Annotated in this window: 17 protein-coding genes; 2 read left to right on the plus strand and 15 right to left on the minus strand. The window is 48.7% G+C overall.

The window, feature by feature from the left end; all coding sequences use genetic code 11:
* Window positions 1-207: 207 nt before the first annotated feature.
* The 15 genes from QP794_RS09565 to QP794_RS09635 all read right to left on the minus strand — a co-directional run bounded on the left by QP794_RS09565 (window position 208) and on the right by QP794_RS09635 (window position 14,132).
* Complete coding sequence (locus QP794_RS09565) at window positions 208-1,155, minus strand: nucleoside hydrolase (protein ID WP_285075976.1); 948 nt, start codon at window positions 1,153-1,155, stop codon at window positions 208-210.
* Window positions 1,156-1,218: 63 nt separating this feature from the next.
* Entirely contained in the window at window positions 1,219-1,623 is a 405-nt protein-coding gene (locus tag QP794_RS09570; protein WP_285075977.1) for a DUF350 domain-containing protein, read from the minus strand.
* A complete protein-coding gene (locus QP794_RS09575) occupies window positions 1,605-3,008 on the minus strand; it encodes a glutathionylspermidine synthase family protein (protein WP_285075978.1) in 1,404 nt (467 codons plus the stop codon). Before QP794_RS09575 ends, QP794_RS09570 begins: the two co-directional genes overlap by 19 nt.
* A gap of 6 nt (window positions 3,009-3,014) precedes the next feature.
* Window positions 3,015-3,290 carry a hypothetical protein gene (locus QP794_RS09580; protein WP_285075979.1) on the minus strand — a complete coding sequence of 92 codons (276 nt, stop codon included), beginning with the start codon at window positions 3,288-3,290 and terminating at the stop codon, window positions 3,015-3,017.
* The gene (locus tag QP794_RS09585; RefSeq protein ID WP_285075980.1) at window positions 3,290-3,838 is read right to left on the minus strand and encodes a hypothetical protein; all 549 of its coding nucleotides are present in this window, start codon (window positions 3,836-3,838) and stop codon (window positions 3,290-3,292) included. Before QP794_RS09585 ends, QP794_RS09580 begins: the two co-directional genes overlap by 1 nt.
* Window positions 3,839-4,137: 299 nt before the next feature.
* Window positions 4,138-6,072 (minus strand): ribosomal protection-like ABC-F family protein, encoded by a 1,935-nt coding sequence (gene abc-f / locus QP794_RS09590; protein WP_285075981.1) that lies wholly within the window; start codon window positions 6,070-6,072, stop codon window positions 4,138-4,140.
* A 98-nt stretch (window positions 6,073-6,170) separates the two neighbouring features.
* A complete protein-coding gene (locus QP794_RS09595; protein ID WP_173405214.1) occupies window positions 6,171-6,332 on the minus strand; it encodes a hypothetical protein in 162 nt (53 codons plus the stop codon).
* A gap of 109 nt (window positions 6,333-6,441) precedes the next feature.
* A complete protein-coding gene (locus QP794_RS09600; RefSeq protein WP_285075982.1) occupies window positions 6,442-6,729 on the minus strand; it encodes a YesK family protein in 288 nt (95 codons plus the stop codon).
* 193 nt (window positions 6,730-6,922) lie between these two features.
* Complete coding sequence (locus QP794_RS09605) at window positions 6,923-7,831, minus strand: ketose-bisphosphate aldolase (RefSeq protein WP_285075983.1); 909 nt, start codon at window positions 7,829-7,831, stop codon at window positions 6,923-6,925.
* A 64-nt stretch (window positions 7,832-7,895) separates the two neighbouring features.
* Window positions 7,896-8,987 carry a PTS fructose transporter subunit IIC gene (locus QP794_RS09610; RefSeq protein WP_285075984.1) on the minus strand — a complete coding sequence of 364 codons (1,092 nt, stop codon included), beginning with the start codon at window positions 8,985-8,987 and terminating at the stop codon, window positions 7,896-7,898.
* 16 nt (window positions 8,988-9,003) lie between these two features.
* Complete coding sequence (locus QP794_RS09615; protein ID WP_192271675.1) at window positions 9,004-9,321, minus strand: PTS fructose transporter subunit IIB; 318 nt, start codon at window positions 9,319-9,321, stop codon at window positions 9,004-9,006.
* A gap of 63 nt (window positions 9,322-9,384) precedes the next feature.
* Entirely contained in the window at window positions 9,385-9,849 is a 465-nt protein-coding gene (locus QP794_RS09620; RefSeq protein WP_285075985.1) for a PTS sugar transporter subunit IIA, read from the minus strand.
* Complete coding sequence (locus QP794_RS09625; protein WP_285075986.1) at window positions 9,812-11,836, minus strand: BglG family transcription antiterminator; 2,025 nt, start codon at window positions 11,834-11,836, stop codon at window positions 9,812-9,814. The genes QP794_RS09620 and QP794_RS09625 overlap by 38 nt, the downstream gene beginning before the upstream one ends.
* A gap of 295 nt (window positions 11,837-12,131) precedes the next feature.
* Window positions 12,132-13,130 (minus strand): glycosyltransferase, encoded by a 999-nt coding sequence (locus QP794_RS09630; protein ID WP_285075987.1) that lies wholly within the window; start codon window positions 13,128-13,130, stop codon window positions 12,132-12,134.
* 18 nt (window positions 13,131-13,148) lie between these two features.
* A complete protein-coding gene (locus QP794_RS09635) occupies window positions 13,149-14,132 on the minus strand; it encodes a phosphotransferase family protein (protein WP_285075988.1) in 984 nt (327 codons plus the stop codon).
* 284 nt (window positions 14,133-14,416) lie between these two features.
* Between QP794_RS09635 and QP794_RS09640 the strand changes: the two genes are divergently transcribed.
* Together QP794_RS09640 and QP794_RS09645 are read left to right on the plus strand one after the other, a co-directional pair.
* Window positions 14,417-15,013, plus strand: a complete 597-nt coding sequence (locus tag QP794_RS09640; RefSeq protein WP_285075989.1) for a TetR/AcrR family transcriptional regulator — start codon at window positions 14,417-14,419, stop codon at window positions 15,011-15,013.
* 224 nt (window positions 15,014-15,237) lie between these two features.
* Complete coding sequence (locus QP794_RS09645) at window positions 15,238-15,819, plus strand: NAD(P)H-dependent oxidoreductase (protein WP_285076475.1); 582 nt, start codon at window positions 15,238-15,240, stop codon at window positions 15,817-15,819.
* Window positions 15,820-15,885: the final 66 nt, after the last annotated feature.

Genomic DNA, 15,885 nt, shown 5'->3' on the forward strand with positions numbered 1-15,885 from the left:
GACTGCTATAGCTGCCTAGCCTATGTTAACCCCTCAGTCTTCTACCGTACCATTGGGTTTAACGTAATGTTTCCTCCACTTTAACACAGCCGCTGTATTGAATCCATATGAGCTGTAGAACCTGTGCTCACACCTTCTCTCGTTTCCGTTTCAAATGAAAAAAAAGCCCCCAGCCGTCTTATACGGAATGAGGGGCGATTCTCAAAATTATCGAATAGCGGAGAGCACATCCAGCAGCATCGATTTGAATTTCGGACGGTCAATGGCCTCGCAGACGCGTACGTTCGGTTCTTTGCCGAAACGTCCGTTGATATCCACCACGCTATATCCGCGCGTTAATTCTCCTGCTGCTTCCACATCCACGTAATACTGACCGGATTTGGTCATGAGCGACTCATCTGCGGCAACAGCCATTAGCAACGTATCCGGATGAGTGGTTCCGTTCAGTTTATGTACCGATTTGTTGAACTGCATAACCACTTTGTTGATGGCCGTGAAGAAATCTGCACCAGATGTACCTAGCGCTGCAATCTCCGCATGATCGTCATCATCCATAACGGAATACTGAGTACACATCTCCCAGCCAACCATGGTTATGGGAATGCCCGCGTGTAATACAATTTTGGCTGCTTCCGGATCAACATAGAAGTTATACTCCGCGGCTGGCGTAATATTGCCCAGTGCATTATTCGTTCCACCCATGATGTAGAGATGTGCAATCTCTGGAATAATGGTCGGGTCCTTATGAATGGCCATCGCAATGTTGGTCAGCGGTGCAATCGCCAGAAGTGAGATCTCGCCCGGATGTGCGTGTACCTTTTCAATGATAAAATCAACCGCATGCGCTGCCTCGGGACGCTGGTCCGCCTTCGGGAAATGGGCCCCGCCCATGCCGTCATCGCCATGTACGTCTTCCACTGTACGGTGCTGGGCCTTTCCGTAGGCCATTAACGGGCGTTCGCATCCTTTGTACACAGGTACCTTACCGCCATGACCCGCAACCTGCACGGTGTACAGTGCATTTTCCACCTCTTGGTCAAACTGCACGTTCCCACCTGTAATCGTGATGCCCTCCACCTGGAAATGGTGCAGTGCCGTCAGGATCGCAATCGTATCGTCTCCTGCTGTATCTGTATCAATGATGACTTTTCTCATGATGCTGCGCTCCTTCTTGGCTAAATATTTATTCTAAATTATCGTTTATCGCTAGCATTTATTTTACATCAAAAATGTACCGATGACGATGGAAACGCCGATGATAATGGAACGCAGCAGCTGTGCCACGGCCATATTCCCTCGTGCAATTTCATCACATACCCGCATCTTGGGGGTCAGGAAGTCAAATATAATATAGACCAGACACAAAATAATGATTCCCAGTGCCGACCAAAGCAGCATATCCAGCCACGAGTGCGTGGAGAAGGACACCATGCCCACAATAATACACAGGCCCAGCAATTTGCTCCCCATGTATATGCCTGCCGCCTCGTTGCCTTTCGCAATTTCCTCACTATCGTTATACCGGGTCAGTTGGCTAAAAGCGAAATACCCGCATACCAATACAACCAGTAAAATGCCCACACCTACCGCTACATTCAGCAGGTTCAATCCCAAATTGTCCATTCCTTCTCCTCCTCATCATCCATCCGTTCATTGACCGTGGCCGCACAATAATAGGCCATATCCCCTGTCACTTTCTCCCCGATTCGCGGCAGTACACCGGCAAAACGTCCATTAATGACAAATACTCCTGTAAGCAAATAACCACTGTATTCCCCATCCTCTGTCTGAATCAAGGCCTGTTCCATTGGAACGAGCTGCTGATAAATCTTGGGCTGATTGTTATAATAGGCGGCAAGCTCCTCTTCTTCATCCACTGTGCCTGTTTCGTTCGAGTTTGATGGCGTCTGAACGCTCACAGGTGGATACGTATTCGGCTTGCCCATAGTCTGCTCCGTATCGTCACCTAGCAGTGAGGTCCCTCGGCCTTCGCGTCCCCAATAGCTTTTGGCTACATAGGGAATGGCATCCTGCTCAAAGGGTCCTGCTTCGAAATAAGTTGGCAGCAAATACCGCGAAATGGTTCTCAGCTCTGCATCGTTAAACAGCCGAAATCCGCAATATTCCGGGGTCTGTTCATTGCGTTCATAGAGCGACCAGATGGCGGCCATGAAGCCTTTGCTCTGCATCAGCACATGTTGTACGGGATTCATCAGACCGAGTCGTCCTTCCTGTACCAGCTCAAGCAGCGCAGCGCCGATGTCCACCCCCGTCGTCTCGTCTCGATCATCAATCAGATACTCCAGGGGATAGAGACGGTACAGCAGGTTGATCTCGCGCCCTTGATGGTAGAGTGAATCCCCGGGGATAATCTCCAATTCCTCCAGTGGAGCGTAAAACGTTTCATATCCCGCTTCCTGACACAGCTTCATCAGATACTCCGTATTGGTCCGATCCTCCACATGATCTCCGAACGAAGTAAAGGTCACCGCGCCTTTCAGTCCCTGCTGTGCATAAGCACCCAGCCAGCTGCGAAAGCATTCTCGGATACACTCATCCATGCCTTTGGACGGAGGATAGAACGATGTTTTTTCAGCCATCCCCACCAAAATACTTTCCAATGCAGCTGCTTCCGGTATGCCTGTTGGGGTATCGGTGTTATTTTCAATGCATTTGGGACCCGTTTCCCCAATAATCCAGTCCTGCCGAGTGATCCCGCCGGTCACCATCTCCATACGAGCCGCTGGAATAAGGCCGGGGTGAATACCCAATTGATGCTCCAGAAAAGAGTCGGGCATGTATTGCTGGATAAAACGCATCACCTTGCAATAAATCCCGTCTACAGCCTCAACTGCTGCACGCAATTCCTGCATCTCCGCAGGGGTATAAACCGTTAATGCAGGCACACAATATTGCTTGCCATACATTCGGTGATACGGGACTTGTTGCCCTGCTTCGCCCCTGAATACTTCTTCATGGCTGAACGGCAGCTCGTATATATGCCTCATCAGGTTCTAACCTCCTGAACTGCGGAAGAAGCTGCCAAAGCCGCTCGATTTGGAACTGGATTTGCTGTAGGAACTGCTGTCCTTGTTGCTCCGATAGGACGATCCGCCACCATAGTAATAGTGCCCGCTGCTGGAGTCATACTCACATCCGGTATCGTATTCCGGGTCGCAATCATCGCTATTGCTGCCACAACCGGATAATACGGCAGGCACTGCAAGCATGAGCGAGAAGGCAACCAGCTTGGCACGTGAGCCGGGTTTGGGTGTGAGATTTTCGGCCATTACAGATCCACCTCCTTCATAAAAAACAACACTTTGTTGCGATCCGCATCCAGCACGGAATACACAAATTCATAGGTTATACCGCCACGGACCATGTAATGGTCCAGTAGCTGCTCGGCAAGCTCCATCGTGTACGAGGAGGATTCTGCCAAGTCCAATTCCTGAAATGCACTCCCATTCCACAGCATGTATTCCGCGCTGTACATGGAGGACATTTTGCACATCGACAGTGCAGCGTCCGCAATCGCTGTACCGTGTTCCGCAGGCTTTTGATTGTTGTACTCGGTCAAGTAGACTGCATGCTCCCGACGATCCTCGCATTCATTGGACAGATGCGCCCAAAGCTTATTTTTCATCAGGGTGGCATCAACCAACTTGCGCATGAACAGTTCATCACGAGTGACCGAAACCTGCTCCAATACCCCCGTCTCCACCTGCCGATCATCCGACCAGTTCCGATAAGTCAATGAATAATAAATAACGATAACCTGCCTTTCCGTAAGCTCTAAGAGGAGCCGTTTCAATACACACAAACGTATTAAACGCATGAGAAGGAAAAAAGTTACACTATTCCCGCTGACATGTAAAAAAGCATTTTATATAAATCCCAAGAACGTTTTTCAAACTAAAGAATATGTACAATTGCCACTCCGATGACAGAACAACCTTCCGATCGCTGTTATCGTGTAAATGTTTAGTTCAATTTATAGAGATCGAAATGAATCTAATCGTATGTTAGTTTTGACAAGCAAAAAGGCCAGAGGATATTCTCCAGCCTTCTTCCTTTCTTCATCTATTTCAAATCTACTTCAAGATCTACCTTGAGATCAGCTCCATATCGACTGTCTCACAGCTCTGCCCACTGGGCCAACATTTCATTGTATTCGCCAGAAAGTCGCTCGCGTTCGTTCCATATTTGCTCCAGCTCATCTGGCGTGTTCTCCGCAGATTCAAGCTGATGATCCAGCACCTGAATTTGCTCTTCCAGTCGAGCCAGTCTTTGCTCCAATTGTTCAGCGGAAAGCTTCTTGGATGTGGACGTTGTATCAGGCGTTGCAGCGGACTTCGTCTCCTGTGGCGGTTTTGCACTCCCACGTGCTGGAGTCGCTACACCTGCTATACGTTGATTTGTCGCCGCTGCACGTGCTTGCAGATCAAGCTTCTTCTCGCGATAGGCTTCATAGTCTCCCAGATAGGCGATCATCCGCCCATTCTCCAGTTCCCATACACGGGAAGCGAGTCGATTGACGAAGTAGCGGTCATGTGAGATGGCAAGCACCGTTCCTTCAAAATCAACGAGCGACTCTTCGAGCGCTTCCCTTGAAGCGATATCCAGATGGTTGGTCGGTTCATCCAGCAAAAGCACATTCGGCTTGCGCTGAACCAGAAGAGCCAGCCTTAGCCGTGTCCACTCCCCTCCAGACAGCTGCCCTACCGAGCGGAACACATCTGCTCCATAGAACAGATATCGGGCCAAAATGCCGCGCGCTTCTCCTTCTTCCACGCCCGCTTCCAACCGGAAGTATTCCAGCACGTTCAGCTTTGGATTGGAAGGCTCCTCCTGCTGGGCCAGATAGCCGACATCCACTCGTGCACCCCACTCCAGGCTGCCTGCACTCGGCTGCTCCTCGCCCAACAAGAGCTTGAACAACGTCGTTTTGCCTGAACCATTGCGTCCAATCAGGGCAATTTTGTCGCCATATTCGAGTAATCCCGAGACACCTCGCAGAATTGGGCGTTCTCCATAAGCCTTTTCGACCTGTTCCATAACGGCCACCCGTTTTCCCGTACGATCCGTAGGACGTACATCGAAGTCAGCGTTACGCCGCTCCAGTACTGGCCGCTTTACCTGCTCCATCCGCTCAATAGCCTTGCGCATGGAAGCCGCACGCCGGAAGAACTTTTCATTGCCCCCGACTCGGCCCCATTCTTCCAATTGGCGGATCGTTTCCTTCATTTTTTTGATCACCTTCTGCTGCTCCTTGAACTCCTCAAATTGCTGCAGCAGTCGTTGTTCCTTCACCTTCATATATTCCGTATAACCGCCAGCAGACGTTTGCGCTTCTCCATCCTCCAGCTCCAACGTCCTGGATGCCACACGGTCCAAAAAGTAGCGATCATGTGAGATCAGGATAATCGTACCTGTATACTCGCGCAAAAATCCTTCCAGCCATTCCACCCGCTCCAGATCAAGATGGTTGGTCGGCTCATCCAGCAATAACAGATCAGGCCTTACAATCAGCTGTGAAGCCAGCACAACCCGGGTCTGTTCACCACCAGACAACGAACCAAAACGCCATCCGTAATGCTCCTTCGCAATATCCAGACCGTCCGCGACCTGATCGATCCGGGCATCCATCTCATATCCGCCCTCACGCTCAAACTGTTCCTGCAACGCCGCATACCGCTTCAACAGGCGCTCCAATTGGTTCGGATTGACTGCACAGTCCGGATCGGACATCTGCTGCTCCATTTCCTTCATTTGGCTCCGGCACGCCATAAGCTCCCTGAATCCAAGACTCAGCACATCCAGCACCGTGTAATCATCCATTCCTTCCGGCACCTGAGCCACATACCCAATACGTGTATCCTTCTTAATCATCAATTGTCCTTCATCCGGTTGGTTCAGTCGTGCCATCAGGCGCATCAATGTTGTTTTTCCGCTTCCGTTGCGGCCGATCAGGGCGACCTTGTCGCCTTCCATAATTTCAAACGTAATGCCGTCCAGCACCAGATGTGCTCCGTGGTATTGAGTAAGTTGTTGTGCGCTAATAATCATCATAATAAGGTTCCTCCTATGGATTGGAAGATCCTGACCGCAACACAAAAAGAGCCGCAGGAGGTTAGCTCCGCGGCTCTTCAGAATTCAAGCAAAATTGCTTATCGTCCGAATGAGGTCAAGGCAGGCATCTTCTCGCATATGTTAATTTCCGTATATTCAAATTTGGACAGACTTCTCCCGTTAGTTGAAAAAGTATGAACAATGCCAGCCATAGCAATCGGCAGCTGGCTAATACGGTTGTTAAGCATCGCGTGATTCACCTGTCTTCACCTCCCTTGTCATAATTAATGCCAATATATCACAGACGAATGCTTTACTGCAACCGTCTGATCGCCCAATTCACTCTTTGTAGCGTAAGCCCCATTCGTTCTATTCATTCCTTCTGCGCCGCCGCATGACCAGATCCACAATAATGACCGTGATCAGGGTGAGCAAGCCGGAAGTTGCAATCGATACCCCCAGCAGAGCATAGCCGATCCCGTTCCAGCCGCCAATATTGACGCTGATCATGATAACGACGGCTCCACCCAGCAAGACCACACAAGGCAGAATAAATTGAGCCCTTGTCATCTGCCGACCTTGCAATCGATAGATGAGCCATTCAATAAGCAGCAATGCGAGCCAAATAAGGAGTATCAATATAATAAGACCTTTCACTTATACGCCCCCTTCTCCTCCATACATTCCTCCGAATGACCACTGACACTAAGCATTCTGGATACGTGTAGAGTTTATCACATATTGAAGCCCTCCATTCACGATAAATCGAATTCGTGAATGAGGGCTTCAAAGAGGTTTCATGATATGAAATTGGCATATTTCTTATGATGCCTTGTTCCCGCCAGCAGGCTCAGTAAAGGCTTACACTTTCAGTCTGGCGTTGTTCATAACGCAGTCCCTTGTATAAATCCGCTTTATCAACCGAATGGAACAGATTCATTTTATAGCGAATGACGCTTTGGGCCTCGGCAATGCATTCCGGATAAATGGCATTAGGGTCCCATAATTCTGTTGTACTTAAAATTTCACGAGCTTTTTTGAAGTATGAATATTTCATATCGCTGGAAATATTGATTTTACATATGCCCAGCTGAACGGAGTCGGAGACCTCTTGATCGGGGTTAGCGGACCCCCCGTGAAGAACGAGAGGGATGTCTACCAATTGATTGATTTCTCTCAGAATATCCATTTGCAGCTCCGGTTTAATATGCTTGGGATATATGCCATGGGCTGTACCGATGGCTACTGCTAACGTGTCGATCCCCGTACGTGCCACAAAATCTTCCGCCTGAACCGGGTCCGTGTAAGTTACCACCGATACGCCGCCTTCGATAGAGTTACCGGTCTGCCCAATCGTCCCCAATTCCCCTTCCACAGACACGCCGACGGCGTGTGCAATTTCCACCGCCTGTTTGGTAATAGCCACATTGTCTTCATAAGGGAGCAGGGAACCGTCAATCATGACGGAAGTGAATCCACACTTGATCGCCCGGATGATATCAGCAATGGACCCGCCATGATCAAGATGGATCACCAGCGGAACATGGCTGGCATGTGCACGCTGGCGGGCATACTCAAAAAATTCATCCGTCAAAAATTCAAGTTCCGTGGGGTGGATGGCGATGATGGCCGGTGAATTGGAATGTTCGGCCTCCTCAATCACCGCTCTCAAAAAAGTACTGTCTGCCACGTTAAATGCGCCTACCGCGAATTTGTGTTCCTTGGCTACCTGTAGCAAGTCCTTCATCGTAATCAACATAAGTTCACATCTCCTTTGGATTAGTGTATAGATTTAGTAGTAAGCGCCATCATATTGGTGGGCCTTACTCCACTTTGAACACAATGTCATCAAAGCTTACGCTTTCATCTTCCGTGTCGTCGAATTCTTCATCCATGGCCGTTACTGGCTTCTTTAATAGGGATAAGGTTATTCCGCAGATTCCGGTACCAATGAGAAGAGACAACATAAACAGCCACGGATGCGTAAAAAGGGGAACAACGAACAATCCGCCGTGCGGCACCGGAGCCTCAACGCCCCAGATCATAATCAGCCCACCTGCTATCGCTGAGCCGATGACACAGGAAGTCACCACCCGGACCAGATCCCTTGCTGCAATCGGAATTACTCCCTCTGTAACCATACAGATTCCCATCGGAAATGCGGCCTTTAACGATTCCTTTTCCGCTGCTGTGTATTTGTTTCTTGTCAGAAAATACGATAGGGTGATCCCCAGTGGTGGAATAATCGAGCCGACAAACTTGACAGCCTCAGGCCCATAGATACCTTGGACCAGCATTCCATCGGCAAACAGCGACATCGTTTTATTGACAGGTCCTCCAAAGTCAAAGGTAGCCATCAAGCCCAGAATGGCCCCAAGTGCAAATTTGGAACCGCCCTGCATGGATTCAAGCACATGGGTGAGGCTGTCCTGCAGCCAGACAATCGGCTGCCCAATAACAAGGAAGATACACAAACCGGAAATCAATGTGGCCAGAAATGGAATAACGAGGACGGGCATTAATCCCTGCATGGACTTGGGCAGCTTCACATATTTTCGGATGCCGAGAACGACATAACCCACGAGGAATCCTCCCAACATCCCACCGATGAACCCCGCCTGAATCTGACTGCATATAAAACCAACAATTAATCCTGGGGCAATTCCGGGGCGGTCGGAGATCGAATAAGCAATCGCTGCGCAAATTAAAGGTACAACCAGTCCCATTCCCCAACCGCCAATTTGGTTAATCATATACGGAATGGTTCCTTCAGCCTTGCCCACATCGGCTCCTCCTAATATTTGACCCAGCGCGATACACAACCCTGAAGCAACGATCAAAGGAATCATATAGGAAATTCCGGTTAACAAATGGCCTTTGATCACTGAACCTGCGTTATTGGATTTAGCGCTCATCGTCTCGCCTCCCTTTTTATGAGGATACCCCTAAAGACTGCTCCACCTTTTCAATGAATTTAATCGGCGCTTTAATAACCGTTTCGGTTTTCACCCGGATGATGCGCTTGCCTTTGAACCTTTCTTCTCCGCCGATCTTGATATCTGCGGCCACAATGACAACATCAGCAGCTCTTATCTCTTCCCTGGAAAGCTCGTTTTCAGTTCCTATGGTGCCTTGGGTCTCCACTTTAATCTCATGTCCGCGGGCTTTCGCACCTTTGATCAATTTTTCTTTGGCAATATACGTGTGGGCAATACCAGCAGTGCAAGCGGCTACGGCTACAATGTTCATCAGTATCCCTCCAAATGATGTAAGTGTGCTCCATTTTATTGAAGCCAGAAAATTGCCTTATTCCTACGATACGCTTTCCCTACGGGCAAACAGGTCCATAATCCGGGCCGGATCAGGCTCATGCATCAAACGTTCCAATACCTCCTCATCAGCAAGCATACTGGCAACCTGGACCAATAGTTTCATGTGGGTTGTATTCCGGTCCACAAGTCGTACGGCAAACAAGATAACGACATGGACAGGTTTGTCGTCCAGGGTTTCCCATTCAAGCGGGTGCTCTGTCCGCCCGATGGTGAGCGAGGTTTTGAGGACAGCAGCCGACTTGCCATGAGGAATCGCAACATGATTCTCCAGACCAGTCTGACCTTCTTCCTCTCTTGCATAAACGTCCTTGATAAACTCTTCCTTGGAGGAAAGAGCACCATCCTTTTCAAGCAAATCTGCCAGTTCCTCGATGGCTTCATCCTTGGTTCGAGCTTGTAGGTCCAGCTTAATCAACCGTTCGTTGATAATCTTGGTTATATCCATAATGGTCCTCCTCCTGGCCGTGCTTGGACTGTAATATTTCGACAAGCTCCAGTGGTGTAGTTACTCTCATAATCTGTTCAAACATTCGCCTGCACATCAACAAGCTCTGTATTTCGATCAGCAATTCAGTTATTGGTTCGCCTTCAAAGAAAGCGATTACAATTTCTAGTTTGCTATTTGCCGATTTGCCTTGAACAACATTAAAACCGACGACTGGATTAACATTCACATCACTGCGGATCAGGAAAATCGACAAATGATTGTTCAGCTTGGCTTCGGCAAATGTCCGATTCTCCATGTTAGCGCCTACATGTTTGAGTATGGATGTAAACAACTTCAGACGGGATGCTTTTCCTTCTGCAAACGGTTCCTTCGTATTCGTTTCAATCTGCAAACAAGATGGGTGAAAGTACGCCCCGATCAGCGGAAATGAAAACACCTTGTTTGGATGCTGATTCAACTTCTCCTCGTTAAACTTGGCCTTGATTAAGCTGACATCCGTATCATTTAAGAGCGCCGAGACATACACAACCGGCAGATCCTGATGCTCCAGTTTAACGGTAGATATGATCAGATCAATTTCCGTCCAATCCTCCATGCGCTTGAACCAGCTTGTCGAAATGACATCAACGACTTCCCATTCGGGAAATGTACGGTTGATCCGGTTTTTCAGCAAATGAGAGGTGCCTATTCCAGTAGAGCAGACCAGAATAACTCTTTTCTTTTTACTGCTTTTCTCAATGGATGCCTGAAAATAAAGTACCAGGTAACTTATCTCATCATCACTAAACGAATTCAACCCACAGGCTTGGGCAATGGGCAGCATCCCCAAAGAGACGAGGGAGAAGATCTCGGCATACTCCTTGCGTATATCCTCCAGCAGAGGATTATTAATAGAAATGTTGTATTTTAGACGGTTCAGCATCGGTTTAAAATGAATAATCAGACCCTTGTACAATTGTTCGTCTCTTGTAAGGTCACGCCGGATCATACCAGATACGTTCTGAATCAATTCCTTGACCATCGCTTTGGACTCCGGACAAGCTTTGTCCATCAGACCTGACAACTCAAGGTTAAGGGACGGGATACTCATTCCTGACGAAATTAGATATTGATAGATGAAATAAATCTCTTCACTTGGCAATTCCAATCCATATTGTTCCTTGATCCTGTTGGCCATGGCTTTCGCAATAGAATGCACATTTGGGTCGGTTACTGGATGATCGGAAATTCCGTCGGCCAAGCGAATTACCTTGCCACTCTTCAGTCTGCGGATACAAATCAGCAGGTGAGTCAGCATGTTAATGTAATATGGATCGCCTATGGTATATCCTAAATGCTGCTCGGTTTCTTCCAGAATCCGTTGAATCCCTTCTACCGAATCGGAGCCAAAATGTTCAATCAATTCACCCAGTGTGTTACCATCGATCCGGGACTGATGCTCTTGTTCCTTCCGGTCTTCACTCACAAGTTCATGAATGAGAGAAGCCATGGCTTTGCGGATGTCAATCTCCGAACCAATCAGACGGGTGCCGAGCTGGCTTTTTTCCAGTCGCAGATGAAAAGGTTCAATTCGTTCTTCAATGGCCTTGAGATCGTTCACAATCGATGCCTTGCCAATAAAGTATTCTTCTGACAACTTGTTAATCGAGGTTTCCTCAGGAGAATCATATAATAAATTCGTCAATATTTTGATTCTCCTCGCTTCAACAGAAAGGGTCGTCACCACCTTTTTTCCCGGAATCCATTGCGTGCTCCTCAGTTCCATCGTCTGTTCCTGGGTTAAAGCCAGCGCAATACCTGTTCCCGGCTTCCGTTCAAGGCGAATTCCGCGAGTATCCAAATTGTGCTCCAGGGCGTTTAGCTCCCTGTAAATGGTTTTTTCAGACCAGTTCATGTGATTGGCTATTTCTTTGACCGGAACAAAATCCCTACGCTCCAATAGAAAATGCAAAATCTGATATTCTCTCGCAGACAGCGCCTTCATTAAGGGATCACTCCTTCCTTACGCTCACAGCATAACACCCCTATTTTTTTTGATAAATACTAAAATATGTCCATTTCATTGGGGTCAAATTAATATACCTCCTGTTCAGCGCTAGCGGAACACCCGTTGATTCAGGCACAAAGAAAAGGCTCCCGATCGGATTCCCTACCCGATTAGAAGCCTTTTGCTCTCCGTTTTCGATCTACCGACTGGATGCTATGGCTGCGCGTCCTGCGGTTATTGCTCAGATTAACCCATCGAAACCTCACACCGTTTATACCTGCATCTATATGGGTCACTTCAACCAGTTAGCGAAAAAGTTCCGGTATCCCTCTTTCATGATCGTGCGTGAGAAAGCACCGAACGCATACTCCCGGTTGTCTTCCGACACACTGCGCGGCGCGGCAGCCGCCATGTTCACCAATTCAAACCAGTTATCCTCATTGCCTGCAAAGGCATGCGTGGAGCGAATGTGGCCGTAGCAGGCATGCTCCGGCTTCACAACCATTTTGCCCATCGCCATCGCTTCGGTCAGCGGCATCGCAAACGTATCAAAGGCCGAGCAACTCCAATATACCTTGGACGAGTTCATCAGGGTGAACACTTCATCCTGCGTCAGCGCAAATTGCAGTTTTACGTTGTCCGGAATGTTGTATTTCTTCATGCTTTCCTCATAGCGGCGTCCGCCAAATACCATATATACTTCCTTGTCCGGGTTCTGCCGGGCATATTCCAGCACCAGATCCGGACGGCGATTCGCCTCATCCCGACCGATCCAGAGCACGCGATTATGCACGACCTGACTCGGGTCGTAGTGGCGCTGTGCCAGCTCTTCACTAAAGCCAATCGGAATGACGTTCACGTCATGTACCCCGAAATTGCGGCCCAGCTCTGTTTTCAAAAACTCCGTCTGCACAATCGCTTTATCCACCATTGTATAGAATGGCTTCATCATTTCGTAACCCGTCAGCGCCGGGTCGGGAAAGCTGTGCGGGAACAACACGCTTTTCGGTAAAAACATCTTCAAAAACGTAAACCCGGATACGGTGTAGATGACATGCTCTATATTTTGGCTATATATCTGGTCCAGTACGATATCATAGTTCACCAGGTCGCCTTTCTCATGCTCATAACCCAGCAACCAGTCATACCCGCTCACATGGCGCTCCGGCGAGATGAACACAATCTCCACACCCAGCTCCAGCCCAATTTGCTTCAGCCGATCCGCAAATACGCGCGGGCCCTGCGCCTCGGTGAATTGAATTTTACGCATAACGAGTCCTACTTTACGCATGTTCTGCACCCCTCATTTCTATTCCGTGAACAATCGGTTCATGCACTGTTCCAGCGTCATTGCCGTCTCATGCCACTGGTTCCGCAGCTGTTCCTCGGGCCATACACAGTCTGCAGTTCTCAGATCCCCATCGATCAGACGCAGCATCCAGAGCGAGAATACAATGGCATATGCACTGTACCAGCTTTTAAAAGTAACCCGATCAACCTGAACGCTATGGCGCTCCAGCCCGTCCAGATAAACATTAATGATTCGCTCCCGCAGCTCAGGCGTAACGGTTCTCGGGTACAGCGGATGCGATAGATCCACCAGATGATATATGTCCCAAAGCGGCGTGTTGAGATGGGCATGCTCCCAATCGATGATGACCAGTCTGCCATTCACATCCGCCATGTTGCCGGGATGCAGGTCACCATGACACAGAACTCGTGGAAGTTCTTCGTCTGCCTTGCAAATTAACGTGATGATGCTGTTCCAATCGATTGGAGACAGCGTCATTCCCAGTTTGAATAGCAGATCCTCGGTAGCTCTCGCCTGCCCGAGCATCTCGTCCAGCATGTTCCGAATGGGTGGTTTCTGACCTTCATGAGGCATTTCGTCCCAGCCGGAAACAGGTATCGTGTGCCATTCGGCCATGTTTACAGCAGCAGCTGACAGCGTATTTTCCCGCGAATCATGCACCAGTTGCCCCAGATCCTCGTAGATCAGCCAGCTCTGATCCGGTGTAGCGTCTCTGACTGATGCAGCGATGAGCCGGGGATAGATCGGCGGTAAATGCATTAGCACATGCTCTGCCATCCATTGTTCACGCCCATGCTGCCCTTGATGGGTCAACGGCTTAAAAATATAGCTCTCTCCGCCCGGGGCTGTGAATCGCTCGACATATCTGCCGTTCATGCCTTTGTACAGCCGTTCACGTTTGCATACATAATGGTCATTCAACATTCCTTGCGGGGTCACCCAGCAAGAAACATGTAATTCTGCATTCCCCTGGTCCCCCATACTCCGTACCCTCCGTAATTCGTCCGAATGAAAACGCCGGCATTTTGCATCATTAGCTTCCGCCACACCCGCAGGGACAAAGCTCCCGTTGAACAGGCGTATCCCTCTATATCTTGCAGTTTGTAAAACGTAATCGGTAATGATGTAAAGTGCTTATTTCTATTCATCATACGTTGACACCTACCAAGCTGCAAGCTTTTGAACAGAAGCACTCTGGATGCAGAATATCAAGCAATTCATAAATTACTCTTGCAATTTAGTTAGTGATCACTTACTATACAATCATGAAGAACAAACCTCATGTAGACAGCAAAAAGAAAGACATCTTACAAGCGGCAATGCGCTTGTTCGCAACCAAAGGCGTTGACGGCATTTCCGTCAAAGAGATCGGTGACGCCGCTGGTGTAACCGATGCGGCGATTTACAAACATTTTAAGAACAAAGATGCTGTTGCTCTCGAAGCCTTCACCCAATATTGCGCGGACTATACCGCCTTGATTGACGGTTATGTTCACCGGGAAGGTCCGGTGCTGGAACGCTTCCGGCAACTGATTACCGAGGTTCTTCAATTGCATGATGAAGATCCTTACGGACTACTGTTGATCTCACAGAATCATGAGATTTTCATTGAAGCTGGAAGCAGCGAAGATTACCGTCAGCCGCTGGATGCGTTAATTGACCTGGTCGATCAAGGAATTATGCGGGGGGAGCTGCCAGATCAAGATTCACGGCTCACGGCTGTTCTGGTTATTGGCGCCATTACACGCATGGGCGTCTCCAGTATGCAAGGTGAGCTGCCCGAGCTGCTTGTTCCCTACACCGGGGAAACCGTTCATCGCCTGTCGTCGATGTTGGGGCAGGTATCGGCTGAATTGGGATAGAACCGACGACTACAGGCATTTTGAAGCCGTTCCGATCTCGCAGTCTTTAAAAGATGGCTCTGATCAAGATGGGTTCCGTTGTAATATCATTCGTTTAAATTATAGGCAAACCAGCTTCAACTACCTTCAAGGAAATTCCTGAACGATTACCGGGTCATTCGTGACCTTTTCTTTTTGCACATGAGGTTAGTGTTCATTAACTAAAATAGACAGGACGTGTCGTCATCATGAAAAAAATATTAATCATCCAAGGCAATCCCGTTTCCCCAAGTTACAATGGCGCAATCGCCGAAGCTTATCGTAAAGGTGCTGTGCAGGCAGGTGCCGAGGTTCGCATGATCACCCTAAACGAACTGGAATTCAACATGAATTTAGAGGGAGGCTATCGTAATAAACTGCCGCTTGAACCGGACTTGCTAGAAGCCCAAGAGGCTATTAAATGGGCAGAGCATCTCGTATGGATATTCCCGATTTGGTGGGGAGGACCGCCAGCTTTGTTCAAAGGATTCATCGACCGCATCTTCATGCCAGGTTATGCCTTCAAATATCACAAAGGTAAACTTTTCCCGGATCAGCTGCTCAATGGCCGTACGGCTCGCATGATCACCACCATGGATGGTCCGAACTGGTACTACAAATGGTTCCAAGGTGAGCCCGCACACAAAATGATGAAGATCTCCACCTTTGCTCTGACAGGCATCAAACCTGTGCGCATAACACCTGTAGATCTGGTGGGAAAACAGTCCGAGGAACAGAGAAAGAAATGGTTGGAGAAGATTGAGCATCTCGGGCGGAAAATGGGGTAGAAAGGCCAGATTACCAGACTCCTTTAGGTGGATACAGCGTCGTTTAATACGTAAGATTGGATCGAA

Source organism: Paenibacillus sp. UMB7766-LJ446, assembly GCF_030226665.1.
Taxonomy (GTDB): Bacteria; Bacillota; Bacilli; order Paenibacillales; family Paenibacillaceae; genus Paenibacillus; species Paenibacillus vandeheii.

Coding starts and splice junctions, on each gene's coding strand:
- QP794_RS09565 (WP_285075976.1), bottom strand. CDS start 1,155: ATGAGAAAAGTCATCATTGATACAGATACAGCAGGAGACGATACGATT.
- QP794_RS09570 (WP_285075977.1), bottom strand. CDS start 1,623: ATGGACAATTTGGGATTGAACCTGCTGAATGTAGCGGTAGGTGTGGGC.
- QP794_RS09575 (WP_285075978.1), bottom strand. CDS start 3,008: ATGAGGCATATATACGAGCTGCCGTTCAGCCATGAAGAAGTATTCAGG.
- QP794_RS09580 (WP_285075979.1), bottom strand. CDS start 3,290: ATGGCCGAAAATCTCACACCCAAACCCGGCTCACGTGCCAAGCTGGTT.
- QP794_RS09585 (WP_285075980.1), bottom strand. CDS start 3,838: ATGCGTTTAATACGTTTGTGTGTATTGAAACGGCTCCTCTTAGAGCTT.
- abc-f (WP_285075981.1), bottom strand. CDS start 6,072: ATGATGATTATTAGCGCACAACAACTTACTCAATACCACGGAGCACAT.
- QP794_RS09605 (WP_285075983.1), bottom strand. CDS start 7,831: ATGTTGATTACGATGAAGGACTTGCTACAGGTAGCCAAGGAACACAAA.
- QP794_RS09610 (WP_285075984.1), bottom strand. CDS start 8,987: ATGAGCGCTAAATCCAATAACGCAGGTTCAGTGATCAAAGGCCATTTG.
- QP794_RS09615 (WP_192271675.1), bottom strand. CDS start 9,321: ATGAACATTGTAGCCGTAGCCGCTTGCACTGCTGGTATTGCCCACACG.
- QP794_RS09620 (WP_285075985.1), bottom strand. CDS start 9,849: ATGGATATAACCAAGATTATCAACGAACGGTTGATTAAGCTGGACCTA.
- QP794_RS09625 (WP_285075986.1), bottom strand. CDS start 11,836: ATGAAGGCGCTGTCTGCGAGAGAATATCAGATTTTGCATTTTCTATTG.
- QP794_RS09630 (WP_285075987.1), bottom strand. CDS start 13,130: ATGCGTAAAGTAGGACTCGTTATGCGTAAAATTCAATTCACCGAGGCG.
- QP794_RS09635 (WP_285075988.1), bottom strand. CDS start 14,132: ATGGGGGACCAGGGGAATGCAGAATTACATGTTTCTTGCTGGGTGACC.
- QP794_RS09640 (WP_285075989.1), top strand. CDS start 14,417: ATGAAGAACAAACCTCATGTAGACAGCAAAAAGAAAGACATCTTACAA.